A 23596-nucleotide genomic window follows, 5' to 3' on the forward strand; every position below is an offset into this window, starting at 1 on the left:
GCATTCTGGGGTTGCAGAAGATGGCAGACTAATATCGATCAGGAACGACGATCAGCCCCGGTCGATGAGGTGGAACCAGCGATGACCTGATTTTCCCACCGGGAGGCCCATCTCCACAACTGTTCGGCCCGATCCGGTCAACCCGGCTTCCCTCCGCCAGATTGTCATACTGTGTGCTGTTTGTCCCCGGACCGGGACGTGGATGTCGACGTTTTATTCGACACGGCACCGATGATCTCGTCGCGAGATTAGGGAACCGTGAATACCTTCGACCCGGGCAACGCGGTGGGAGCGGTCATCGGTGATCCCCGATCGGTCGCCCTGGCCTATGAGGGGCTGGCCGGCGTCGCGGTGCTCGAGGGCGCGGCCGAGGAGGCGCTGCGCCTGCTGCGGGAGGCGGCCGCGCTGCGGGAGTCGGTCGGCGCGCCGCTGCCGCCCGCCGAGAGCGGCGACGTCGACCGGATCCGGGCGGCGCTGGGCGCGGGCGGCATCGTGCGCTGACCGTCGGCCGATCGGCGGTGTCGATTGTCGGACCGGTGCGCGACGCTGTCTCCCGGCCGAAGAAGAACGAGGTACGGGAGAACGGAATGGACCAGGACACGTGGTGGGAGCTGATCGAGAAGGCGCGGGCCGTGGCCGGCGACCGCGCCGACGACCGCGATCGTCCCGATGATCCGCTGGTCCGGATCCTGACCGACCGGCTGGGCGAGCTGGACGGCCCCCAGATCCTCGACTTCGACGTCCGGCTGACGCGCGTGACCGACTCGGCCTACCGGCGTCCGCTCTGGAACGCCGCCTACCTCATCGAGGGCGGCTGCGGCGACGACGGCTTCATGGACTTCCGCGCCGGGCTCGTCCTGCTGGGACGCGAGGTGTTCACCCGCGCCGTCGCCGACCCCGATGCCCTCGCCGCCGTGCCGACGGTGACCCGGATGAGCCGAGGGGAAGGCGGCTGGATCGGTTGCGAGGCCCTGCACTACGCACCCAGGACCGCCTACCACCGCGTCATGGGCGAAACGACGTCGTTCGACACGGCGATGGAGGACGCAGTGCGCTCGATGCGGCGGCCTGAAGCACCCCTGGGGGCGGGCTGGGACGTCGAGGACGACGACGAGACCCGGCTGCGGCTCCCCCGCCTGGCCGCGCTCTTCCTCTGAGCCGCCCGAAGCGCTGGCCTGTGACGGGCCGGCCGTCCGATGGTGTCGGTCAGTGGTGCCAGGGGAGGCGGACCGGCTCGGAGGGCGCGCGGCCCGCGAGGAGGTCGGTGAGGAGTTCGGCGAGCATGAGCGGATAGACCGGCTCTTCCAACCTCGCCAGTTCCTCCAGCGGCCACCAGCGGTGGGCGCTGACATGCTCGCGTTCGACCGGGGTGAACCCGGCGGTGTCGATATCGCGGGCTGGCGTGCGAAGCAGGAAGAAGTCGTCCCGGAACAGCCCTCGGGCCCAGCCGAAATCCGCGTGGCCGGAGGTCAGGGCGACCCGCGGGCCGAGGTCGCCCGGGGAGACGATCAGGCCTGTCTCCTCACGCAGCTCGCGGGCCGCGGCCGCGCGCAGGCTCTCGCCCTGCTCCACGCCTCCGCCCGGAGTGATCCAGCAGTGGCCCGCCTCGGGCTTGCCGGAGACCTTCGGCCAGCGGAACAGCAGGACGCTGTCGGTGTCGTCCACCAGCAGCACACGGGCGGTGCGCCGCCGGTAGACCTCGTCGGCCGGCGCGCTGGTCACGAGCCCAGTACGGAGTCCAGCTTGGCCAGCTGGGCGTCGTAGATGCGCTGCAGGCCCTTGGGGGCGAAGGTCCGCTCGAAGAAGCCCCCGATGCCGCCCGCTCCGTCCCAGGTGGTGGTGACTTGCACGCGCGCGCCTTCGGCGGCCGGGGTGACCGTCCACGTGGTGACCATCGAGGAGTTGGCGTCCCGTTCCACCAGGCGGTCGCCGGCAGGGGTGCTCACGGTGAAGAGGCAGTCGCGCACCCGCTTGCTGGTGGCCGCCAACTTCCAGTGCACCACGGTGCCCTCGCCCTGACCGCCTTCCCGCACCTCGTACTCGCTGAAGTGCTCCGTCAGCATGCGGGAGCGCACTCCCGTGTAGTCGCCCAGCGCTCCGAGCACCTGGTCCGGGCCGGCCTTCAGCGTTCTCTCCGCGGTCACCACGACTTGTCCCATGCCGATCATCCTTTCACCGCACCGGGCCGATGTCGCCCAACCCCACGCCGCGCACCGCGGCCCCACATCCCTGGGGCCGGGGGGCTTGACGACCGCCCTTCCTACGACCGAAGGACGGCTTGAACCGGCCACCAGCGGGTGGGGACAAGACCCGTTCGACGTGGTTCTCTACGACTATCCCGGCAATCGGGCGAGGGTCGTTGCGCGTTGTGGAGAGCCAAGTGAACACGATCAGATCTCGGGCGCCCGGACCCCCGGTGGAAGCCGCCCAGCGGAGGGCGAGGATCGCCGGTGTCTGGTTCGTCCTCACCTTCGTCTTCTCGATCCCGGCGGTGCTGCTCTACGACCCGGTCCTCAATGACGCGCACTACATCGTGGGAGCGAGCGCGGACGCGCAGGTGCGGATCGGAGCCCTCCTCGAGATTCTGACCGCCATCGCGAACACCGCCACCGCGGTCGTGCTGTTCCCGATCCTGAAGCGGCAGAGCGAGAGCATCGCCCTCGGCTACGTCGGCACGCGGATCCTCGAATCGACCGTCATCGTGGTGGGAGTCGTCAGCGTGCTCGCCGTCGTGGCGTTGCGGCAGGACCTGGCGGACGGGGGCAGCGCCGATGCCGTTCCGATCGGCCGGGCGCTGGTGGCACTGAAGGATCAGACGTTCCTGCTCGGCCCCGCCTTCTGCGCGGGCTTCGGCAACGGGCTGCTGCTGGGCTACCTGATGTACCGGTCGGGTCTGGTGCCACGCCCCATGGCGCTCATCGGGCTCATCGGAGGCCCCCTCGCGTGCGCCACCGCGACCGCCGTCCTGTTCGGCGCCTACGAGCAGCAATCCCCGGTGAATTTTCTGTTCACGGCACCAGAAATCGTCTGGGAAGTGTCATTGGGCATCTGGCTCATCACCAAGGGCTTCCGCCCCGCCCCCCACATCACAGGAACGGCCCGCAAAGCAACCCAGGAGCCCGACACAGTGTGACGATTTGCTTCATTTGCGGGGAAATCCGTCGCCCGATGAGCGGCGAGCTCGTTCCCGACGCCCTCGGGGGTTCAGTTCTCTTCGAGGATGGCGCCGAGGCGGTCCACGGTGGCGCGGGACTGCAGGTGCAGGTCGGCGATGTCCAGTCCCTCGTCGCCCAGCACGACGAGCAGCCCCGTGCGCCGGACGGCGTAGACCACGATATGACCGCTCTGGCATCGGGTCACCACCTCGCGCAGCTCGCCCATGCCGACCTCGTTTCCCGCGCTTCGGCCGAGGCCCAGTGAGGCCGCGGCCAGCGCCGCCAGGACGTCGGGCCGGACCTCGTCGGTGTCGGAGGCCACCAGTATCCCGTCCACCGACGCCACGGCCGCGTCCGTGACGCCCACGACCTGGCCGCGGAGTTTCTGCAGTTCCGCCAGCACCGCTTCGCGCATACCCGTTCCCCCTTGATCGCCCCGTGACGGAGACGCGGTCAGACGCTGAGTTCGGCTTCGATGCGCCGCAGGTGGTGCCGGGCGAGCGCCAGGTTGGCGCGTTCCCGGTTGAGCGCGAGGTAGAGGAAGAGGCGGCCGTGGCCGCGCCCGAGGATGCGGATCAGGTGGTACTGCCGGTTCAGCGTGATGAGGACGTCCTCGATGGCGTCGTCGATGGCCAACGACTCCAGAGTGCGAACCTTGGCGCGCACGACCTCGGTGTTGCCGGCGGCCGCGACGTCCAGGTCGAGCTCGGGGCCGCCTCCCAGCGCTCCAAGGGACATGCCGCTGTCATAGTCGACGAGGGCCACGCCGATCGCGCCCTCGACGGCCATGGCCTCCTTGAGCGCCGTTTCGATGTTCATACCACTCCCGACGAATTGCTTATTTTGGCCGCTAATATATCTCGCGAACGGGCTTCCACAACCGGGAAACCTCGGATTCCGCCGATCCGGCACCGTGGCCACACTCAATGGGGCATGCGGTACCACCAAAGAAGGCGAGAAGGGACAGATGGCATCAGAAGCGCAGCCCCCGGGAGAACGCGGGCGTGACCACGCGGGCGTGCTGACCTCGGCGCTGACCCGGCGCGGCCGGCAGCGGTTCACCGGAACGCTGCGGATGGACGGGTCCCCTGGAGGCTCGGTGAGCATGCGCGACGGCCTGGTGGTGGCCGCCTCCACCCCTGCCGCGCCGGGGCCCGAGCCGTTGCTGCTGCGGTCGGGGCGGATCAGCGAAGCCGACTGGAGCGCCGCCTTCACCGCCGGGGCCCCCGACGGCCGGCTGGAGCGTGAACTGGTCGTGCGCGGGCTCCTGGGTGACGCCGGCGTGCAGGTCATCACCCGCGCCGCGGTCGCCGACGCACTGTTCGCCATGGCACTGTGCGGGGTCCGCACCTGCACGGCCGACCCCGATGATCCCGCCCCGCTGCTCGCGTCCGACCCGGGCCTGGACACCGAACGGGCCATCCGCGAGATCCGCCGCCGGCTCGATCTCGCCCACTCCTGGACCGCGCTGGGCCTGTCCATACGGTCGAGGCCGCAGAGCAGGCGCCCCACGGGTTCCGTGCCCGTCAACGCCCAGCGGCAGGAACTGCTCGCCAAGGTCAACGGCCGCCGGACACCGCGCGACATCGCCTTCGCACTCGGACGCGGCCTGTTCCCGGTCATGAGCGACATGGCCACTCTCATCGTCGACGGGCTCGCCACCGTCGAGCCGCCCCTCGCCGGAGGGTCCGAGGCCGTCCTCGACCCGGCGCCGGGAGGCGGGCCCGCCGCCCGTCCGCAAGATCTCCCGAGCGAGAGCATCCGGTCGCAGGCGGTGCCGCCTCCCCCGCACCAGAACGCCCCCTCCCAGGAGTCGGCCGGATTGCCACGGCGCAGATACCGGAAGACCGACTTTGGACGATGGTTCCAAGAGGAGCCGCCAACCTGACGTCGAGCCTTTTCGCTCACGCGGCCTCGCGAAGCGGAAAGGGCGGGGTCAACCCGTCCGGCGCGGCCGGACTTGGCCAGCGTGTCGGACGGCGGCTAGTCTTGCTCCGGCAATAACTTGATCTTGGGTGGAGGTCGTACGTGGCCGAGGATGGCCTGTCCCCGGAAATCGATCTCTCTCGTCCGAGCGTCGCCCGCATGTACGACTACTACCTGCACGGGAAAGACAACTACCAGGTCGACCGCGACGCGGCGGACCGGGTCGCGCGGGCCATGCCGGAGATCGGCGAGCTCGCCCTGGAGAACCGCTCGTTCCTGCGCCGTTCCGTGCGGTACATGGCGCGCCAGGGAATCCGGCAGTTCCTCGACATCGGCTCCGGGCTGCCGACCGTCGGGAACACGCACGAGATCGCCCATGAGATCATCCCGGACGCCCGCGTCGTGTACGTCGACAGCGATCCGGTGGTCCTGGTGCACGGGCGCGCACTGCTCGCGACCAACGAGTTCACCACCGTCGCCCAGGCCGACATGCGCCGGCCCGCCGAGGTCCTCGATCACGCGCGGAGGACCGGGCTGATCGACTTCGCCGCTCCGGTCGGCGTGCTGATGATCGCCATGACCCACTTCCTCACCCTGGAGGAGCGGGAGGGCGTCATGGCGCCCTTGCGCGAGGCCCTTGCGCCGGGCAGCCACCTCGCCGCGACGCATGTGACGACGGAAGGGCATGCCGCGGCGGCCGTCGAGCAGATCGAGGGAGCCTACGCGGCCACCCCCACCCCCATCTATTTCCGCGGTAGAACAGAAATCGAGCTCTTTTTCGACGGCTTCGAACTCGTCGATCCGGGCCTGGTCACCATCGATGCGTGGAACCCCGAAGGCGACGAGGCGGACCGGCCGGCCGCCGATGTCGGCAAATGGCTTTACGGCGGCATCGGCCGCATCGGCTGACCCCGGGCGGGCGAGCCGGCCAGACCAACTCGCCGCCGGCATACCGGCGGTCCCACCCTGCACTGTCCGCGGCTTCTCCTTCTCCGTGACGCCTTGCGAGGCTTACCCGGTGGGTGGAGAACTGTGCCGCGGGGGCGTGGGGCCAAAGACCGCCATACCCCTTCCTCAGGTACAAGTGCGGCGCAGAGGGTGGTGCCCGTCCCCCACTGTCTGGAGGCTGGTTTCATGACCAGTGCCGCCTGCTCCGATGATCACCTGACGTCGTCGGCCCCTGGGGTGGGCCGGTGAGGCTGCCGCTACGACGCGGACGCGTCGCCGCGCCGGTCCAGGGACCTCTGGGACCGGCTTTGAGCGAGCACAAGTGGTATCGCAAGGCCGCCGAACTGTCCGACACCGGGACGCTCACCATGGCGCGGCGGCTGCCGACGCTGATCGGGCAGGTGATGCGGCTCGCGTGGCGGGCGAGCCGGCGGGACCTGGCCGCGACGATCGCGTTCAACGTGGCCGCCGGGGTGTTCACCGCGTTCGGGCTGCTGGCGACCACCGGAGTGCTGACCGCCCTGTTCTCGGCGGGCCCGACCCCGGATCGGGTGCGGTCCGCGGCGCCGGAACTGGTGCTGGTGGGGGCGGCGGTCACGGTCCGGGCGGTGTTCTCGGCGGCGGCGCAGTGGGCGCAGGCCCGGTTGCGTCCGCAGGTCCAGCAGATCGTCGAGCAGCAGTTGTACGAGCTGACGACCGCCATCGAGCTGGCGGCCTTCGACGACGCCGAGTTCCAGGACGACCTGCACAGGGCCCGGCTGCGGGGCATGGACTCGGCTCCGTCCATGGTCGACAACGCGGTGGACCTGTTCACCGCGGCCGTCGGCGTCACGGCGGCGGCCGGCGCGCTCGGCGTGCTGCACCCGGTGCTGCTGCCGCTGCTGCTGCTGACCGCGCTGCCCGAGGGATGGGCGGCGGTCCGCGCGGCCCGGCTGGGGTACCTGACCCAGCTGGATCTGGTGGAGGTGCGGCGGCGGAGCTGGATCATGTCCGATCTGATGACCGAGCGGCGCCACGCCGCCGAGGTCCGCTCCTTCACCGTCCGGGCCTTCCTGCTGCGCCAGTACGCCGCACTGGCCGCCCACATCCGTCGCGTGCTCCTCGACCTGGCACGCAGGCAGACGATGTCCCAGGTCTGGGGTGATGCCCTCAAAGGGGTCGCGACGGCGTTGATGTACACGGCGCTCGGACTGCTCCTGTGGCGGGGCGTGATGCCGCTCGCGGTGGCCGGAACGGCGGTCCTGGCGATCCGCGCCGGACAGACCTCCCTGGTCAACCTCGTCTACGCCCTGAACCGCTGTTACGAGGACGGCCTGTACTTCAGCGACTACATGGCCTACTGCCAGACCGCCGAGAAGCGCGTGCAACGAGCCCGCATCGGCGTCCGCGAACTGGACGACGTGGAGAGGCAGCTTGGGGAGCTGCGCGGGTTCGGGGAGATCTGCGCCGAGGAGGTCACCTTCACCTACCCCGACAGCGACGCGGCTTCGCTGTGCGCGGTGTCGGTGCGGCTCGGCCGCGGGGAGATCGTGGCGCTGGTCGGGGAGAACGGATCGGGGAAGACGACCCTCGCCAAGATCCTCGCCGGCCTCTACGCCCCGCAGAGCGGCGTCGTCCGCTGGGACGACACCCGCGTGAGCGACCTGGACCCCGAGGCCCTGCGGCGGGCCATCGCCGTCGTCGCCCAAGACCACACCCACTGGCCGATGACCGCCGCCGACAACATCACCATGGGCGACGACCTGGCCGCCACGGGCGTGCGGGCGAGCGTCGACGAGGCCGCGACCTCGGCCGGCGCCGACCAGGTGATCGCCAACCTGCCCCTCGGCCTCGACACTCTGCTGGACAAGCGCTTCGCCAACGGATGCGAACTGTCGGGCGGGCAGTGGCAGCGGCTGGCGGCCGCGCGCGGCTTCTACCGGGACGCGCCCCTGCTGATCTGCGACGAGCCCACCGCCGCACTCGACGCCCGCGCCGAACACCACCTGTTCGACCAGATCCGCCGGCACGCCGCGCAGCACGGGCGCACCGTCCTGCTGATCACCCACCGGCTGGCGAGCGTCCGGCACGCCGACCGCATCTACGTCCTCGACGGCGGCCGCGTCACCGAGCACGGCGACCACCACGAACTCATGGCTGTGAACGGCCTGTACGCCGAACTGTACGAACTGCAGGCATCGGCCTACCGCCAAGGCGAGACGGCGACGACGCCCTCACCATCAGCCCGGGAAGCGGCCACCTGAAACCGAGCGCTCCATCCTGGAGACGCCGTCCAGGGCCCCCTGCCTCCGCCGCCGGGGCGGCCCGGCGCCGTTTCCCGGCCTCATCCGGGGAAGGCGATCGTGCTCATGAGGGCGTTGGCCTCCTGGCGGGAGTCCAGGCGGGTGTGCTGCACGACGATGGGGACGTCGCTGGTGACCACGAGGCAGTAGTCGGTGCCGGGGGGGATCCGCTCCGGAGTGCTCAGGTCGTTGATCCGCTGATGGAAGGCCCGCCGGGCGGGAACGGGGAGGACGAACGGGCCCGCAGGTTCCCGGTCGGTGAAGTACACCTGCACCTCGACCCGCGCCTCGGCCTCTCCCGCGTTGAGCATGCAGATGCTGTCGTGGCTCGTCATCTCAGGTGCGGGACCGGAACTGCGAGGCGGGATGTAGCCGTCGGCGACGACCCATGTGCGAGAGCCGATACCGGCCGGGTGTCGTTGCATGAGCGCTCCTTCGGTTGGCGGTGGCGGCCCTTGCCGCGTGGCCGCGGATGTCCGCAGCGCGGCAGGTCAGAAGTCGTTGGCGCCGCGGGCGGTGAGGCCGCCGTCGACGTGGAGGTGGCTGCCGGTGACGTAGCCGGCCTTCGGGCCGAGCAGCCAGTCGATGGCCTCGGCGATCTCCCCGGGACGGGCGAGCCGGCCCATCGGGATCTGGGTCCGGGCGCGCGCGGCGATGTCGTCGTCCGCACCGGTGGTGACGTCGAGAAGAGGGGTCGCCGTGGCACCGGGGACGACGCCGTTGACGCGGATGCCGTATGCCGCGTACTCGACGGCGAGTGCTCTGACCAGGGCGGAGATTCCGCCCTTCGAGCTCGCGTAGGCACTGTTGGCCCCTCCGGCGAACGCGACGAACGCCGAGGGCGAGGAGACGCAGACGATCGCGCCGGGCAGGCTCTCGGCCAGGAGCAGCCGGATGCCGTCGCGGCAGGTGAGGAACGTCCCGCTGAGGTTCACGCCGAGCACTCCCGACCAGTCCGCGAACGTCGTCTCGTGCGCCTCCCGCGCGATCTCCACGCCGGCGTTCGCGACGATATTGACCGGAACTCCCAGGCTCGCCCGGCACCGGGCGTAAGCGTCGGCCACCTCCCTTTCGGAAGAGATGTCGGCCGCGATGGCCAGCGCTCGCGGGGCTCCCCGCTCCTCCGCCTCCGCGGCGACCGCCCGGACACCGGCCTCGTCCCTGTCCAGAAGGGCGAGGGGGTGTCCGGCCGACGCCCTCAACAGCGCGGCGGCCCGGCCGATGCCGGAGGCGGCTCCTGTGATCAAAGTGACTTCGCCGGACATGTGCCTTCCCTGGTCTCGGTCGATCTCCGGAAGCCGGAGGGCATGGTGGTGCGACGATCACGGGCGCAGCAGACCGGTCGCGTCGGTGTAGCGGGCCAGGGCCTCCGGGTCGAGGTGGAGTCCAAGGCCGGGCGTTTCGGGAATGGCGAGCATCCCGTCCTCGTCCAGCCGCCAGGGCTCGGCGGTGACGTCGTCGACATAGGGCGACCCGGTGACGTACTCGACGAGGTCCGTGCCCGGCAGCGCCGAGGCGAGCTGGAGGTCGGCGGCGAGCCCTACGGCGGTGTTCCAGCCGTGCGGGATCAGCCGCACCCCGTGGTCCTGCGCCGCCCAGCCGATGCGGCGCTGCTCGCTCAGGCCGCCGACCTTGGTCACGTCCGGCTGGACGATGTCGAGGGCGCCGGCCTCCAACCAGGGGTGAAAGCTCTGCCGCCTGGTCAGCACCTCCCCGCCCGAGATCGCCACGGTCGCCTCACGGCGCAGATGCGCGTAGTCCTCCAGGGCGTCGGGGCTGAGGGGCTCCTCGAACCAGGCGACATCGTGGCAGTCGAGCATCCGGGCCGTGCGCAACGCCCACTTGTAGCCGTTCCCCCAGGCGCTGTCACTGCCGCCCGCGTCGACCATGAGCAGGGCGTCGGCTCCCACGGCCTCGCGGGCCGCGGCCACGATCCGCTCGTCGAGCTCCGCGCTGACCCGGCCGAACGGACCCCAGCCGATCTTGAAGGCCCGCCAGCCGCGATCGACGAGCCGCGCCAGCCGATCGGTCAGGATCTCCGGCGCGTCCATGAGCAGAGAGGCGTAGGGCCGGACGCGCTCCCGGTACCGCCCGCCCAGCAGGCGGCCGACGGGCTGGCCGGTCACCTGGCCGAGCACGTCCCACAGCGCCATGTCGATCCCGCTGATCGCGTGCGTCACGGTGCCGCCGCGGCCCATCCAGAACGTGGCCCGGTGCAGACGTTCGGAGACCCGCTCCGGCTCGGTCGCCTCCTCCCCGATCAGCATCGGCCGCAGGATCTCCAGGGCGCCGCGGACCAGGGCCTCGCTGGTGAACACGCTTCCGACGCCGACCGGCCCTTCGTCGGTGTGCACCGCCACCAGAGTGTGGACGACGTCGTCGGGGCTGAGTTCCTCCTGCCAACCGCCCTGGGGGGTGGCGCCCCGCAGACCGGCCGCACGGATGTCACGGATCTTCATGGGTGTCCCGATTCGTTAGGGAACCGCTCCTGGGCGGTCGTGGTGGAGCGGACGGGCCGCACGGCCGGCTGCGACCGCTCAGCCGTGGTCAACGATCTTCTGCAGCTCGGACGCCAGCGCGGCGGCGGCCTGCTCCGGCGGTTCGGCCCCGCGCAGCGAGGCGTTGAAATGCTTGGCCATCGCCAGCGACATGTCCGCGTAGTACGGCGAGATCGGCGGCGTCGTGGTGTGCGGCACGACCGTGCGGGCCCTGCCCAGGACGGGCATGGTCCCGAGGACCTCGGCGTCGCCGTACAGGCCGGTCAGCGTCGGCATCAGCGACCCCTCGGTCGCCCAGATCCGCTGCTGCGGCTCCGCGGCCAGGTACGTGATCAGGCTCCAGGCCAGGTCCTTGCGGCGGGACTCCCGGTTGAGGAAGAGGTTCCAGCCGCCGCCCACGTTGACGTGCGGCAGACCCTGCTGCGCGACCGGCAGTTCGGTCACGCCCACCTGGGAGCGGCTCAGTTTCGACTGGGTCTTGTCGGAGACCACGCTGTACAGGTAGCCCCAGCTCCGGAGGAACACGGCCTTGCCGCCCACGAACGAGCCCGCGGACTCGTCCTCCTTGAACTCCGCGACGCTCGCGGGCGAGGCGCCGCTTGCGACGAGACCCCGTGCGATCTGCAGCCCGCGCACCGCCGCCGGCTCGCCGATCACGACCTTGCCGTTCCGCAGGACGTCGCCGCCCGAGGAGCGGATGAACTCGGTCCCGTTGACGGTGCCGCCCTCGTACCGCGCGCCCTGGAAGACGTACCCGTTGAGGATCTTCGTGTCCGCCTTGACCTTGAGGGCCATCTCCTGGAGTTCCTGCCAGGTCTCGGGCGGGCCGCCGTACCCGGCCTTCTCCAGGAGGTCCTTGCGGTAGTAGAGGAAGCCGGCGTCGTTGAACCACGGCACGCCGTAGAGCTTGCCGCGGTAGGTGTTGGCGGCGATGGTCGCGGGCAGGAAGGCCGCACGCGCCGCCGGAGCGAGCCGCGGGGTCAGGTCCGCGAGCCAGCCGTGCGCGGCCAGTTGCGCGGGCCAGGAGACGTCGCCCGCGATGACGTCGATGTCGTCGGAGCCCGCCTGGAACTGCGTGCGGATCTGGTCGAAGTAGGCGCCGGTGTCCGCCGGCATCGTCCGGTACTCGACGGTCACGCCGTGCGCCGCCTGGAACTGGGCCAGCGGTTTCCTGAGCAGCTCGCGCTGGTCGGTGGACGCGGCGAGCACGACCTTGCGCCCGCCGCCGGCGGCGTCGTCCCCTCCGCCGCAGGCGCTCAGCCCCAGGAGGGCGGCGCCGGCGGTGCCCGCCTGCAGGAATCGACGGCGGGACAGTGTGGTGCCGGACACGGACGTGCGTGACGTCGACATGGTGGTTCCTTTCGCGAGGGAAATCGCGATGTGGGGTGGGTCGCGGGCGGGGCCGCACGGGCGTCAGCCCTTGAGCGCGCCGGCCATGAGGCCGGCGACCAGGCGGCGCTGGAAGACGAAGACGATGACCAGGATCGGAAGGGTCACCGTGATGGACGCCGCGGCCTGGGCGCCGAAGTCGATGGTGTGGGTGGTGGCGAAGCCCGGGATGGCGACGGTGACCGGCCAGTGGTCCTGCGAGAACAGGAAGGTGTTGGCGAACAGGAACTCGTTCCAGGCGAAGACGAACACCAGCAGTCCCGCGGTGACGACGCCCGGAGCGGAGAGCGGGAGGATGACGCCGGTCAGGACCCGGAATGTGGAGGCTCCGTCGACCCGGGCCGCCTCCTCCAGGTTCCGGGGCAGGGTGCGGAAGAACGCCGTCAGGATCCACACCGTCAGCGGCAGCGCGAACGCGCTGTCCACCGCGATGATCGCCGCGTAGGTGTCCAGCAGTCCGAGCTCGCGGAACTCCTTGAACAGCGGCGCGATGATGGCGACGGTGGGGAAGAAGGCGAGGGCGAGGAACCCGGTGAGCAGGGCGGCCTTGCCCCGGAAGCGCACCCGGGCCAGCGGGTAGGCGGCCAGCACGCCGAAGGTGAGCGAGACCAGCGTGGTCGCGCCGGCGATGAGCACGCTGTTGAGGAGCGCCCGGCGGAACTCGGGGGCGCCGAACACGGTGGTGTAGTTGGAGAGCGTCGGGTGGGGCGGGACGATGGGCGGCGGCGTCGCGAGCAGGTCGGCGCGCGTGCTGAGGCTCATCTTGAGCACCCACGCGACCGGCGCGACGACGGCCAGGACGAACACGGTCAGGAAGAGGTAGAAGAAGGCGTCGCGCGCCCGGGTGCCTTTCCGGTCGGGGCCGGACGAGGTCGTCGCTGCCATGGCGTCAGTCCTGTTCTCCCGGGTCGGACCGCAGGGTCCGCATGTAGATCAGCGCGATGACGATCGAGGACAGGAACACCAGGACCGCCGCCGCGGTCCCCTTCGCGAAGGCGAGTTCGCTGATCCGGACGGTCCTGTAGACGTACGTGGACAGTGATTCCAGTTGCCGGTCGCTCATCACCCAGAACAGGTCGTAGACGCTCCATGCCTCCAGCGTCCGGAACAGCAGCGCGACCAGGATCGCCGGCTTGAGCATCGGCAGCGTGATGCGCCACAACCGCACCAGCGGCCCGGCGCCGTCGACGAGCGCGGCCTCGTTCAGCTCCTCCGGAATGGTCTGCAGTCCGGCCAGGAGGAGCAGCGTCACGAAGGGCGTGGTCTTCCAGACGTCCACGCCGATCGAGGCGATCATCAGAGAGTGCTGGTCGGACAGCAGGGAGGAGTCGCCGAACCCGATCTGCCGGGCCAGGTACGGAACGATGCCGACCTGGTCCTGGAGCATGAGACGCCACATCAGGGCGGACACGACGACCGGGAACGCCCAGGGCACGAGCACCGCCGACCGGACAAGGCCGCGAGCGCGGAAGCGGCGGTGCAGCGCCAGCGCGGCGGCCAGCCCGATCCCGAACTCCAGCACGACGCTGACCGCCGTGAAGACGGCGGTGTTGGCGCTCGCCGTGATGAAGTCCGGGTCGTCAAGGAGCGCGCGGTAGTTGGCGAGCCCGTTGTACGGTCCGGTTTCCGCGACGCTCGCGTCGTGGAAGCTCAGGTAGAGCGTGTAGAGGACGGGGACGAGCGCGACGGCGCCGACCAGGAGAACGGCGGGCGACAGCATGGCCACCGCCAACCGGCCTTCGGCGTCGGCGGATCCGCGCGGCCGCGAGCGCCCGCCGGTCACCGGGACCGTCCGGCCCGCGAGCCGGGATGCCCTCAGGGTCATGCGCCGTCCCCCTCCCCGCCGTCGGCGTCGAGGACGACGCCCTCGGCGGCCGCGAGTACGAGGGCATCGGCGGGACGGGCCCCGGCCCGGCCACGGTCGGCGGTGGAGAGCACGACGGTCGCCGGCCCCGGCAGCGGGACGCGCAGCGGGCGGTCCGTCAGGTTGAGCATGACGATCTTGTGGTCGGAGCCGGCCCGCCGCTCGTACGCCAGGCAGCCCTCCGGCGCGCCGGGCAGACCGCGGTAGCCGCCCTCGCGCAGCGCGGCGCTGTCGCGGCGCAGCGCGATCAGCGACCGGTAGAGGCAGAGCAGGGAGCCGGGATCGGCGAGCTGAGCGGCGACGTTGAGGGTCGCGGCCTCGGCCGAGACCGGCAGCCACAGGTCCTGCGCGGGCGCGGTGGAGAACCCGGCGTTGGGCCCGTCGTTCCACGGCATCGGCGTGCGAATCGGGTCGCGGGACCGGCCGCCGGCAGTGAGACCGAAGGTGTCGCGCTGACGCTCGCGGGGGACGTCCTGGTCGCACATGCCGAGTTCGTCGCCGTAGAAGATGATCGGCGTGCCGCGGAGGGTGAGCAGCAGCATGGCGGCGACCCGGACCTGGTCCCGGCCGAGGCGCGTGGCCAGGCGGGGCCGGTCGTGGTTGCCGAGCGCCAGGATCGGCCACGCGTCGTCGGGCGTCGCGGCGTCCAGATCGTCCAGTTCGCGGGCGAGGTCGGCCGCCCGCCACGACGTCTCGATCAGACGGAACGCGAACGGCATGTGGATCTCGTCCTGGTCGGCGCCGAAGAAGCCCGCCCAGTCGGACCACCCCATGGCCTCGATCTCGCCGACGAGCACCCGGTCGGGGTACTCGTCCACCACGGCGCGGATGGCGCGCAGGACGCCGTGCACGTCCGGATGCAGGCGGTCGTGGATGTGCTTCTGTGAGCCGAAGTCGTCGTGCTGGACGTCGTAGACATTGCGCTCGGCGACGGGCTGGACCGGGTTGTCGCGGAGTTCGGGGTCCTTCATCAGCATGTGCGCCACGTCGATGCGGAACCCGTCCACGCCGCGGTCGAGCCAGAAGCGCAGGACATCGAGCATCGCCTCGACGACCTCGGCGTTGCGCCAGTTGAGGTCCGGCTGCTGCCTGAGGTGGGAGTGCAGGTAGTACTGGCCGGTTCGGGGGTCGAACTCCCAGGTGGATCCCCCGGCCTCGCTGATCCAGTTGTTGGGCGGCGACCCGTCCGGTTCGGGGTCTCGCCAGACGTACCAGTCCCGCTTGGGGTTGTCGCGCGAGGATCGCGACTCCACGAACCAGGGGTGCTGGTCGGAGGTGTGGTTCGGGACGTAGTCGGCCAGGATGCGCACGCCGCGGCGGTGCGCCTCGGCCACCAGCCGGTCGAAGTCGGCCATCGTGCCGAACACGGGCTCTATGTCGCAGAAGTCACTGATATCGAAGCCCTGGTCGAGCAGCGGCGAGCGGAAGCACGGGCTCAGCCAGACTGCCGACACTCCGAGCGTGCCGGCGAGGTAGTCCAGCGCTTCGGTCAGACCCTTGAGGTCGCCGATCCCGTCACCGTCGCCGTCGCGGAAGCTCGCCATGTGGTTCTCGTAGAACACCGCCGTCCGCCACCACGGCGCCACCTCCGCGACGGCGGGTTCAGGCCGCCCCTGGGTCCGTACAGATGGTTCGTTCATGGGGGTGAGGACCTCCGTAGGTGAGGCGGAAACCGCTGCCCGCGAGGGGCACTGCGCGAGTTTCCGCAGGTAGCGCCGTCGGGGAGGCGTGCGGTCCGAACAGTACACCAAGGTTGGTGATTGTCAACAATTACCAATCAACAGTCGATTGTGAGACACTGGGACCCCGATGACGACCAGAGAGGACCCCCGTCCATGCCCGGACCCACGCTCCCCCGCGTCTCCCAGGACTCCCGCAGGCAGCGGGTCGCCGATGCGCTCCGGGAGGCGATCATCAACGGTGAGCTGCGTCCGGGCGACCGGCTGGTCGAGCTCGACCTGTCGGCACAACTGGGCACCAGCCGCGGCCCCATCCGCGAGGCGCTCCGCCAGCTCGAACAGGAGGGACTGGTCGTGAGCTACGCCTACCGGGGCACGCTGGTGGCGGACATCTCCCAGGAGGAGATAGAGCAGGTCCTGGTCCCCATCCGCATCGTCATCGAGCGGTTCGCGTTCAAGATCGCCATGCCGTTGCTGGACGAATCGGACTTCTCGGCCCTCCGGAAACTCGTCGCCGAGATGCGGGAAGCCGCGGACGCAGGCGACGCCGACCGGATGGCCGACGCCGACCTCCGATTCCACGAGCTGGTCATCGAGCGCTCTGGACAGACCCACTGCATGCAGCTCTGGCGCACCATCCAGCCGCGCGTCCGCGCGTACTTCCGCCGTGACGCGTCCGGCCACGCCGACCGCCATGCCGTCGCGGAACAGCACTCGGCCCTCATCGACGCGCTCACCGCCGGGGACCCCGCACGCCTGGCGACGGCCGTGGACGAGCACATCCACATCCATCTGGACGAGGCGTCGGCCAAGGCGGACACCGACACGTGACGGCGGTTCCGGTACGCACGAAGGGCTCGGCATAGGACAGGCCCCACCGCAGGGCCCCCTGACGGGATAGATGTACGGAGGAACTATCAACCGTCAGGTCATAGGCGAATTTCACGCCGTTCCAGTCAGCGGCCGGCCGCGGACGCCCCACGCCGCGCCCCGAAAGCTTCCCACACCCCCTTCTGAGCACTTTCCGGCTTCGACCGGCCTCCGGATTCGGTCAGGCGGTAAGGGGCGGATATCGGATGAGGCTTTCGGTGACCGATGATCATTTCCTATGATGTTCTTGGGTGAGGGGGTCCGTCGATCCGGACGCCGGTGCTCCGTTGGAAGGCGCAGCCGGCCCGTGGAACGGAGAACGCCTTTTGAGTGCGCGCGAATCGTGGAGACGGCTGTCGCGGATCGTTCCTCTCATCGTCGTCGGGGCGCTGCTGGCCACGATGGCCGGGCTCGGCGCGGGCGCCCTCGTCCATCCGGGTGATCTCGCGGGCTCGGCCCGGTACTCCTTACTCGCCGGGTTCCTGCTGGCGATCGGCCTGTACGGGAGCACGCACGAGATCGACCTCGGGGCGCTCAGGCGGGACGCCCGGGGCGTGCTGGTGGCCGTCACGCTGGGCGTGGTCATCAAGGCGGCCCTGATCGCCGGGGTGATGCTGCTGGTGTTCCGCGACGCCCGGTACCTGGTTCTCGGTATCGCCGTCGCGCAGATCGATCCCCTGTCGGTGGCCGCGATGCGGGCGAACAGCCGGATGTCGGCGCGGGCGAAGGCGCTCATGTTCGCCTGGGCCTCGTTCGACGACCCCGTGACGGTGCTCCTCTCCCTCTACTTCTCGATTCTCGCTTTCCGGTTCTCGGGGCGGGAGGGTGCGCCGCAGGCCGGCCCCTCGGGAGACGGGCTCGGCGCCTACCTGTCCGATCTGGGGTTGAACCTCACGCTGGTGGCCGCGGCCTATCTGCTCTTCGTCGCGTTGCGGAGACTACCGGCCCCGGGCCCGAAGTTCGCTGGGACGCGGGTGGTGGGGACCGCCGCGGAGCGGAGCGCGGGCACGGGCGGCCGGTCGACCGATCTGCTGTCGCTGGCGGTGCTGGTGGGCGTCTTCCTGGTCGCGGCCCAGTGGATGCTGATGCTCGCCGTGGCGCTGATCGGCCTCTTCTTCAGGGTCGGGACGTACGCGAAGGCGATCGACCGCGCCGTGGCGACCGCGTTCCTGGTCGCCTCCTTCGCGCTCGGCCTGCTGCTGGTGGACGGCGTCGACCTGCTCCCCGCACTGGTGCTGGGCGTCGCGGCCTTCGGCGCCCAGGCGCTCATCTCGCTGCTCGTGGTGCCCGTGCTGAAACACGGGCTGAGCCGCCGCGACCGCGTCCACCTGGCCCTCGGCCAGCAGAACGGGATCACCGCGATCATCCTGGCGCTGGCGCTGGAGCCCGACTTCCGCGGCACCGTCGGGATCGTCGCGCCGGCGATCCTGGTCGTGAACGTCCTGCACTACGCCTCCAACGGGGTGCTGAACCGGTTCGCCGACGATCCGCCCCACCCTCCGGCCGAAGAGCCGGGCCGGCCGGGAACGGGCGCGGTTCCGCTCGGGGCGCCGTCGGCTGCCGGGTCTGGGGACGGCCACCCGGATCCCGTGCCGGCCTCCCAGGCCGACGCGTGCGCCTCCGTTCCCGGCGCCGACCCGGAAACGTGACCCCGCCTGATGGGGCGCGACGCGGGCACGTTCCCTGATGCGTTCCCGGCGGAACACGGAAAACGCGCCATGGGACATAGTCGTCATTGCGGGATGAGGCTAGCCTCGACCGTGCCCATGCGGGATGGCGGAAGCGGCCTCGACACATGCGGCCGAATTCGGTCAACCCCAAAGAACTGCCGTACCAGCCGAATAGAGTGATCGATGGACGATGCGAGTGAGGAACTCCCGACCACCATCATCGATGTGACCGACTTCGATCTCGATCAAATGGACGCTCTGCCGAGCGAGGCGCTCCGCAGAGCCGTCAACCGCATCTATTGCGAGAACCTGAAGGAATCGGCCTTGTATCTCACGTTCAATGCACGAATATGAAAGGATTGTGCGAACGGTCGCGAATGTTCCAGTTGTGAGCGGCGTCCGCGGCGCGGGCGACGGCCCGCCGCCGGACGCGAGGTCCCGAAGGAGCCGCGTTGGTCCCCCCCGTTCCGCCGCGCAGCGGCCCGCCGAACGTCATCGCCTTCACCTCGCCGGAGCGCGGCGCGGGCTGCACCACGACCCTCGCGAACCTCGCGTGGATGCTCGCGCTCGCCGGCCGCGCCGTGCTCCTGGTCGACGGCGACCTGGCGTCGCCCGCCCTGGAGGACCACGCGACGAGGTTCGCCGGCGACGGCTCCGGTGAGGCCGGGCTCCTCGACCTCGCCCGCGGGTTCGGCTCCGGCGGCCAGGGCGCTCCCCGCGGGCTCGACCTGCTGCCCGTCCTGCGGCACCGGGAGCCGCCCGGCCCGCCGATCGCCGGGCGGGTGGACTTCCTCCCGGCGCGGGGCTCCGGCGGCGCCCGCGGCCACTGGACCGAGCTGGGGACCTCCGACCTCCACGGTTTCGTCGCCGCGCTCCGCGACGGACTGCGCAGCACCTCCTACGACCACGTGCTCGTCGACGCCGCCGGCCTCCCGGCGGAGGCCCTGGCGAGGCTCGCCGACACCGTGGTCATCGGGGTCAGGGCCGACTCCGGCGGCATCGTGGCCGGAGAGGCGCTCGCCCGGGAGCTGAAGGCCGTGGTGGTCCCCCGGCTCCTCCCGATGCTCATGCAGGTGGAGGACGCGTCGTCCCTCAGCGTGCGCAGCGGGGCGGGTGTGGCGTTCGCGTGGCTCTTCCCCGGAACGACGCCGCCCTCGGTGCGCGACGCCTACTGGCGGCGGATGGCGATTCCCAGGGTCGCGGACGCCGAGAGGCTCGCCGTGTTCGGCGGCGACCAGGCGGGCTCCGGGCTCCTCACCGCCTACCGGGACGTGCTCCGCACGATCCTCGACGAGCAGCGGTTCGACCCGCCGCGGGCCACGGCCGAGGCGGTGGAGGAGTACCGGGTCCGCATCGGCGCGGAGGACGAGCTGCGGACGCGCCACTACCGCGTGATCTACGAGCCCGCCCAGCGCGCCTGGGCCGACTGGCTCGGCGTCCAGTTCCGCTCGACGCACCTGCGTCCCGCCGGGCAGGGTCAGGTCCGTGACGACGACGTCGTGATCGTCGTCGGCCCCGAGGCGGCCGGGGCGGCCCCGTCCGTGACGCCGGTGTCCGGCGGTCACTGGTACCTCCGGCTGTCCCCCGAGGATCCGGCCCGGGACGTCCCGCCGTCCGCGCGAATCGACCTGTTCGCCCTGGGCGAGCCGGCCGCCCGCGACGAGCTGTTCCAGCGGTTGATGCCCGCGCGGACGCCGCCCGCGCCCAGGGAGGCCCCGGGCGATCCCCGGTTCCCGGGCCGGGCGCCCGGGCACCGCCGCCTGCCCCCGGCCGCGGGCGTCTTCGTCGAGCGGGGCGGGGAGATCGAGCGGATGCGCGACGCGCTGCTCGGCTCGGACCGCGACGGCATCTACTTGATCAACGGTGCGGCGGGCACCGGGAAGAGCAGGCTCGCCCTGGAGTACGCCCTCCGGTTCTCGGGCGACTACGACGCGATCTGGTGGATCACCGCGGCGTCGTCCGGGAGCGTGCGGGCCGGCCTCACCGCCATGCACGAGGCGGTCGAGGCCCGCGGCGGCCGCCGGTCCGCGTCCGCCGCGGGCGACCCCGTCGCGCAGTTCGTCCGGGAGGAGGTCGACCGCGCCGGGACCTGGCTGCTGATCTACGACAACGTCGAGCGCGCCGAGGACCTGGCCGACCTCGTGCCCGAGACCACCCGCGGGAACCACGTCATCATCACCGGCGGGGACGTCGAGACCCTCAGGACCGGAACGCTGGTCCGCCGGGTCGAGAAGATCACCCGGGCGGGGCCGTTCACCAGGGCCGAGAGCCGGGAGCTGTTCCGCAGGAGGGTCCCCGCGCTCTCCGACGAGCACATCGACCGGCTCGCGCGCCACATGCGCGACCTCCCCCTGAACGTGGCGCTGGCCGCGGCGTGGGTGGAACGCCACGCCGACTGGAGGCAGCGCGGCGCCACCCGTCCCGTGGAGCCCGGCCCCGGGACGGCGGCGTCCGCGGGGGCCTTCCGCGAGATGGAGGCGGTCGAGGACGCGGTCGAGACGTTCACCAGCCTGTTCGCCGACGGCGCCGCGGCCGTGCGGCTCGCTCCCCCGGCGCCGCGGGGCGACGCGGCCCGCCGGGAAGAGGCGGACCTGCTGACCGCCCGGATCGTCCTCGGGCTGACCCTCGACGCCCTGCGCCAGATCGACTCGGGCGAGGCCGCCGTGCACCTGATGCGGATGGCGGCCTTCCTCTCCCCGGACGGCGTGGGGCGCAGGCTGCTGTTCTCCCCCGCCATGCTCGCCGCGCTGGAGGCGCACTGGTCCGACCTCGCCGAGGACTCCGTGCGGCTGGAGGCGCTGCTCGTCCGGCTGATGCGTTACGGCCTGGCCGAGGTGGACTACGAGCTCGGCGGGGAGCTGCGCGTCCACCGGATGGTCCAGAAGATCATTCGGGATTCGCTGCGGGACGGCGAACGGGACCGGGTGACCGCCGAGGTGCACCGCGTCCTCGCCGCGTTCGCGCCCGCCGACGCCGAGGTCGACAAGCCCTACCATGCCGCGACGTTCGCCGAGCTCCGGCGGCACCTGTTCGTCAGCGAGGCGCTGGCGAGCGGGGAGCGGCCCGTCCGCCGCTGGCTGGCCTGTCACGTGCGCCACCTGTACCTGGCCGGGGACGTGAACGACCGCAGGCTCGGTCTCGACGTCGCCGAGCGGCTGTCGGCCGGCTGGCGGGAACGCCTGGACGCCGACGATCCGCTGCTGCTGCGCGTCGAGGTGCAGCGGGCCAACCTCCTGCGGGCGCTCGGCCGTTTCGAGGAGGCGGCGGTCATCTCCGAAGACGCGCTCAACCGGCAGATGCGCCTCGGGTACTCCGACACCCGGACGCTGATGAGCGCACGGGGGTACGCCGCCGACCTGCGCCAGGCCGGCGACTTCACCGCCGCGCTGGTGCGCGACCGCGCGACGCTGATCGGGCTGCGCCGCGAGCTGGGCGACGACCACGAGCTGACCCGGACCGCGGCCATGAACCTCACGCTGTCCCTGACCCTGGACGGGCAGGACGCCTCCGTCCGGGAGGCGCTGGCGATCGAACGGCGCACCCGGCAGCGGCAGCGGCGGACGGAACCCGGTGACCATCTGGCGCTCGCGATCTCCGCCTACAAGATCGGCGCGCTCCTGCGCCGTCTCGGGCGGTACGACGACTCGGCGCGGGAGCTGACCCACTCGGTCGTCATCCTCCGCGAGCTCTACCGCGACGACGCCGCCAACCTCCATCTGCTGAGCGCCCAGCGCCACCAGCGCATCACCCGCCGGCACCGGCCCGGCGACCCGGAGGCGCGCGCCGACGACCGGGACGAGCTGCGCAGGCTGCTGAAGATCCACCTGGACTTCCATCCCGGTGAGAACTACGAGACGCTCGCCTGCCGGCTCGCCGTCGCCGCGGCCGAGCACGCCTGCGGCGCGTACGAGGCCGCGCGCGACGAGGCGAGCCGGGCGGTCATGGGCTACCTCGGCCTGTACGACGAAGGGCATCCGTTCGTCCAGCTCGCTCGCTGCAACCTGTCGGTCTACGCTCTCGCCCTCGGCGACGCCGACTTCGCCGGTGAGCAGAGCGCCACCGCCCTTGACCTGCTGCGCGAGAGGCTGGACGACGACCACCCGTACGTGGTGGGGGCGCTGGTCGACCAGGCCAACGCCCTGATGGCCCTCGGCCGCTTCGACGAGGCCCTGGACCTCGACGAGCAGGCCGAGGATCGTCTCGTGTCCTGCTATCCCGACGACGAGCATCCGTGGGCCCTCGCCGTGCGCGGGAACCTCGCCCACACCCGGGCGCGGCTGCGGAACGAGGCGCCGGCCACCGAGCGCCGGGCGTTCCAGTGGGACGCGCCGCAGATCTGAGAGCGGCCGGACGGAGAGGAGACCGAGTGACCGAGACCCCGAGGACCGCCACGCGACGTGCGGGCCATATCGACGCCGGCGCCGGAACGCTGCTGCTGGAGAACACGGTGAAGGAGGTCTTCGAGGGCGCCGCCGGGCTGCTGCACACCGCGAACTTCATCGACGGCATGTTCCGGTTCGCTGTGGAAGATACGGATCTGTCACCGGAGGACAGGAAGCTCCACGCCCAGATCGGCGGCAGGCTGGGCCCGACCTTCGCCAAGATCGACTCGTGGACGGCGTCGCTGGACTGCGGGCGGCTCATCCGCCTGGTCCTGTCCTGCGCCGCCGGCGGCGTCTACTACATCTCGCTCCGCCCGGGGGAGACCCAGTTCGGTGTCGCGCGGGAGGGCGCGGCGGTCGAACGCGGCGACCGGCAGATGGCGCAGATCTCCGACCAGGTGCGCGAGCTCTACTCGCTGGGGCCCGAGAACCTCGGCGGCTACAGCACTTATGCCCCGGTGCTCCCGGACGTCCCCGAACCGGCGCCCGTCCTGTTCGAGGCCCCGGACGCCGACGCCCGCCTGGTGGAGCTCAGCCGGCGGCGGGTCTCTCCGCTCGACCTTCACTACGTCTCAGGTCACCGCGGCGGCGACCACCTCTTCAGCACCGACGTGCTCACCGACGACAGCCTCGGGACGTACTTCCGCAAGGTGTCGGTCGCCGAGCACAGGAAGCGCTACGAGGAGATCTTCCTCGCCTCGCGGCAGCTCGTGCGGTCCCTGTCGTACCGGCTCAGACCCGCCCTGCGAGGGCGGCTGTCCCGGCTCGTCATGGACGTCGAGCAGGGGGCGCTCTACTACCGGTGCCTGCCGGACGATCTGGCGCTCTTCGGTGTCACCCTGCGCCAGAGGAACGTGTGGGACGCCGACCGGCGCCTGGAAACGATCATTGACGAGTACACCGGCGGTGGCTCCGCGGCGTGAGCACCGGGAA

22 protein-coding genes are annotated in these 23596 nt (G+C 71.1%); 11 read left to right on the plus strand and 11 right to left on the minus strand.

Going from position 1 to position 23596, the window contains the following annotated elements:
• Window positions 1-258 precede the first annotated feature (258 nt).
• Together BJ999_RS32875 and BJ999_RS32880 are read left to right on the plus strand one after the other, a co-directional pair.
• Window positions 259-501 (plus strand): hypothetical protein, encoded by a 243-nt coding sequence (locus BJ999_RS32875; RefSeq protein WP_179836858.1) that lies wholly within the window; start codon window positions 259-261, stop codon window positions 499-501.
• A gap of 35 nt (window positions 502-536) precedes the next feature.
• Window positions 537-1157 (plus strand): DUF4240 domain-containing protein, encoded by a 621-nt coding sequence (locus BJ999_RS32880; RefSeq protein WP_218935340.1) that lies wholly within the window; start codon window positions 537-539, stop codon window positions 1155-1157.
• A gap of 49 nt (window positions 1158-1206) precedes the next feature.
• Here BJ999_RS32880 and BJ999_RS32885 read toward each other — a convergent pair whose 3' ends face one another.
• Both BJ999_RS32885 and BJ999_RS32890 read right to left on the minus strand, forming a co-directional pair.
• Window positions 1207-1722 (minus strand): NUDIX hydrolase, encoded by a 516-nt coding sequence (locus tag BJ999_RS32885; RefSeq protein ID WP_179836859.1) that lies wholly within the window; start codon window positions 1720-1722, stop codon window positions 1207-1209.
• The gene (locus BJ999_RS32890; protein ID WP_179836860.1) at window positions 1719-2159 is read right to left on the minus strand and encodes an SRPBCC family protein; all 441 of its coding nucleotides are present in this window, start codon (window positions 2157-2159) and stop codon (window positions 1719-1721) included. The genes BJ999_RS32885 and BJ999_RS32890 overlap by 4 nt, the downstream gene beginning before the upstream one ends.
• A 257-nt stretch (window positions 2160-2416) precedes the next feature.
• Between BJ999_RS32890 and BJ999_RS32895 the strand changes: the two genes are divergently transcribed.
• A complete protein-coding gene (locus BJ999_RS32895; RefSeq protein ID WP_179838974.1) occupies window positions 2417-3133 on the plus strand; it encodes a DUF4386 domain-containing protein in 717 nt (238 codons plus the stop codon).
• A 71-nt stretch (window positions 3134-3204) separates the two neighbouring features.
• On the opposite strand, the gene BJ999_RS32900 is transcribed toward BJ999_RS32895, so the two are convergent.
• Both BJ999_RS32900 and BJ999_RS32905 read right to left on the minus strand, forming a co-directional pair.
• The gene (locus tag BJ999_RS32900; protein WP_179836861.1) at window positions 3205-3570 is read right to left on the minus strand and encodes a roadblock/LC7 domain-containing protein; all 366 of its coding nucleotides are present in this window, start codon (window positions 3568-3570) and stop codon (window positions 3205-3207) included.
• 38 nt (window positions 3571-3608) lie between these two features.
• Window positions 3609-3974: a hypothetical protein gene (locus BJ999_RS32905; RefSeq protein ID WP_179836862.1), complete on the minus strand. Its 366-nt coding sequence runs from the start codon at window positions 3972-3974 to the stop codon at window positions 3609-3611.
• Window positions 3975-4122: 148 nt separating this feature from the next.
• On the opposite strand from BJ999_RS32905, the gene BJ999_RS32910 reads away from it, so the two are divergent.
• The 3 genes from BJ999_RS32910 to BJ999_RS32920 all read left to right on the plus strand — a co-directional run bounded on the left by BJ999_RS32910 (window position 4123) and on the right by BJ999_RS32920 (window position 8272).
• Window positions 4123-5043, plus strand: a complete 921-nt coding sequence (locus BJ999_RS32910) for a hypothetical protein (RefSeq protein WP_179836863.1) — start codon at window positions 4123-4125, stop codon at window positions 5041-5043.
• Window positions 5044-5183: 140 nt separating this feature from the next.
• Entirely contained in the window at window positions 5184-5990 is an 807-nt protein-coding gene (locus BJ999_RS32915; RefSeq protein ID WP_218935342.1) for an SAM-dependent methyltransferase, read from the plus strand.
• A gap of 347 nt (window positions 5991-6337) precedes the next feature.
• Window positions 6338-8272: an ABC transporter ATP-binding protein gene (locus BJ999_RS32920; RefSeq protein ID WP_229810537.1), complete on the plus strand. Its 1935-nt coding sequence runs from the start codon at window positions 6338-6340 to the stop codon at window positions 8270-8272.
• A gap of 80 nt (window positions 8273-8352) precedes the next feature.
• Here the strand turns inward: BJ999_RS32920 and BJ999_RS32925 are convergent, their stop codons facing one another.
• The 7 genes from BJ999_RS32925 to BJ999_RS32955 form a co-directional block, all read right to left on the minus strand.
• Window positions 8353-8736, minus strand: a complete 384-nt coding sequence (locus tag BJ999_RS32925) for a sensory rhodopsin transducer (RefSeq protein ID WP_179836864.1) — start codon at window positions 8734-8736, stop codon at window positions 8353-8355.
• Window positions 8737-8802: 66 nt separating this feature from the next.
• Window positions 8803-9576, minus strand: coding sequence for an SDR family NAD(P)-dependent oxidoreductase (locus tag BJ999_RS32930; RefSeq protein ID WP_218935343.1), 774 nt, complete (start codon window positions 9574-9576; stop codon window positions 8803-8805).
• A gap of 57 nt (window positions 9577-9633) precedes the next feature.
• Complete coding sequence (locus BJ999_RS32935; protein WP_179836865.1) at window positions 9634-10770, minus strand: mandelate racemase/muconate lactonizing enzyme family protein; 1137 nt, start codon at window positions 10768-10770, stop codon at window positions 9634-9636.
• Between the two features lie 78 nt (window positions 10771-10848).
• Window positions 10849-12159, minus strand: coding sequence for an ABC transporter substrate-binding protein (locus BJ999_RS32940; RefSeq protein WP_179836866.1), 1311 nt, complete (start codon window positions 12157-12159; stop codon window positions 10849-10851).
• A 63-nt stretch (window positions 12160-12222) separates the two neighbouring features.
• On the minus strand, window positions 12223-13083 hold the full coding sequence (locus tag BJ999_RS32945; protein ID WP_179836867.1) for a carbohydrate ABC transporter permease: 861 nt from the start codon (window positions 13081-13083) through the stop codon (window positions 12223-12225).
• Between the two features lie 4 nt (window positions 13084-13087).
• Entirely contained in the window at window positions 13088-14023 is a 936-nt protein-coding gene (locus tag BJ999_RS32950) for a carbohydrate ABC transporter permease (protein WP_179836868.1), read from the minus strand.
• Entirely contained in the window at window positions 14020-15702 is a 1683-nt protein-coding gene (locus BJ999_RS32955) for an alpha-amylase family glycosyl hydrolase (RefSeq protein WP_179836869.1), read from the minus strand. Before BJ999_RS32955 ends, BJ999_RS32950 begins: the two co-directional genes overlap by 4 nt.
• 195 nt (window positions 15703-15897) lie before the next feature.
• On the opposite strand from BJ999_RS32955, the gene BJ999_RS32960 reads away from it, so the two are divergent.
• The 5 genes from BJ999_RS32960 to BJ999_RS32980 all read left to right on the plus strand — a co-directional run bounded on the left by BJ999_RS32960 (window position 15898) and on the right by BJ999_RS32980 (window position 23586).
• Complete coding sequence (locus tag BJ999_RS32960; protein WP_179836870.1) at window positions 15898-16572, plus strand: GntR family transcriptional regulator; 675 nt, start codon at window positions 15898-15900, stop codon at window positions 16570-16572.
• Window positions 16573-16937: 365 nt separating this feature from the next.
• On the plus strand, window positions 16938-18260 hold the full coding sequence (locus tag BJ999_RS32965) for a hypothetical protein (RefSeq protein WP_179836871.1): 1323 nt from the start codon (window positions 16938-16940) through the stop codon (window positions 18258-18260).
• A gap of 204 nt (window positions 18261-18464) precedes the next feature.
• Window positions 18465-18635: a hypothetical protein gene (locus tag BJ999_RS32970; protein ID WP_179836872.1), complete on the plus strand. Its 171-nt coding sequence runs from the start codon at window positions 18465-18467 to the stop codon at window positions 18633-18635.
• 98 nt (window positions 18636-18733) lie between these two features.
• On the plus strand, window positions 18734-22621 hold the full coding sequence (fxsT, locus tag BJ999_RS32975; protein ID WP_179836873.1) for an FxSxx-COOH system tetratricopeptide repeat protein: 3888 nt from the start codon (window positions 18734-18736) through the stop codon (window positions 22619-22621).
• 26 nt (window positions 22622-22647) lie between these two features.
• Entirely contained in the window at window positions 22648-23586 is a 939-nt protein-coding gene (locus BJ999_RS32980; protein WP_179836874.1) for a hypothetical protein, read from the plus strand.
• Window positions 23587-23596: the final 10 nt, after the last annotated feature.

This window comes from Actinomadura citrea (assembly GCF_013409045.1).
GTDB classification, from domain to species: Bacteria; Actinomycetota; Actinomycetes; order Streptosporangiales; family Streptosporangiaceae; genus Spirillospora; species Spirillospora citrea.

Bases quoted from the DNA above. Each gene is read 5' to 3' on its own strand.
- BJ999_RS32890 (WP_179836860.1), bottom strand. From the start codon at position 2,159: ATGGGACAAGTCGTGGTGACCGCGGAGAGAACGCTGAAGGCCGGCCCG.
- BJ999_RS32900 (WP_179836861.1), bottom strand. From the start codon at position 3,570: ATGCGCGAAGCGGTGCTGGCGGAACTGCAGAAACTCCGCGGCCAGGTC.
- BJ999_RS32905 (WP_179836862.1), bottom strand. From the start codon at position 3,974: ATGAACATCGAAACGGCGCTCAAGGAGGCCATGGCCGTCGAGGGCGCG.
- BJ999_RS32910 (WP_179836863.1), top strand. From the start codon at position 4,123: ATGGCATCAGAAGCGCAGCCCCCGGGAGAACGCGGGCGTGACCACGCG.
- BJ999_RS32925 (WP_179836864.1), bottom strand. From the start codon at position 8,736: ATGCAACGACACCCGGCCGGTATCGGCTCTCGCACATGGGTCGTCGCC.
- BJ999_RS32930 (WP_218935343.1), bottom strand. From the start codon at position 9,576: ATGTCCGGCGAAGTCACTTTGATCACAGGAGCCGCCTCCGGCATCGGC.
- BJ999_RS32935 (WP_179836865.1), bottom strand. From the start codon at position 10,770: ATGAAGATCCGTGACATCCGTGCGGCCGGTCTGCGGGGCGCCACCCCC.
- BJ999_RS32940 (WP_179836866.1), bottom strand. From the start codon at position 12,159: ATGTCGACGTCACGCACGTCCGTGTCCGGCACCACACTGTCCCGCCGT.
- BJ999_RS32945 (WP_179836867.1), bottom strand. From the start codon at position 13,083: ATGGCAGCGACGACCTCGTCCGGCCCCGACCGGAAAGGCACCCGGGCG.
- BJ999_RS32950 (WP_179836868.1), bottom strand. From the start codon at position 14,023: ATGACCCTGAGGGCATCCCGGCTCGCGGGCCGGACGGTCCCGGTGACC.
- BJ999_RS32955 (WP_179836869.1), bottom strand. From the start codon at position 15,702: ATGAACGAACCATCTGTACGGACCCAGGGGCGGCCTGAACCCGCCGTC.
- BJ999_RS32960 (WP_179836870.1), top strand. From the start codon at position 15,898: ATGCCCGGACCCACGCTCCCCCGCGTCTCCCAGGACTCCCGCAGGCAG.
- BJ999_RS32970 (WP_179836872.1), top strand. From the start codon at position 18,465: ATGGACGATGCGAGTGAGGAACTCCCGACCACCATCATCGATGTGACC.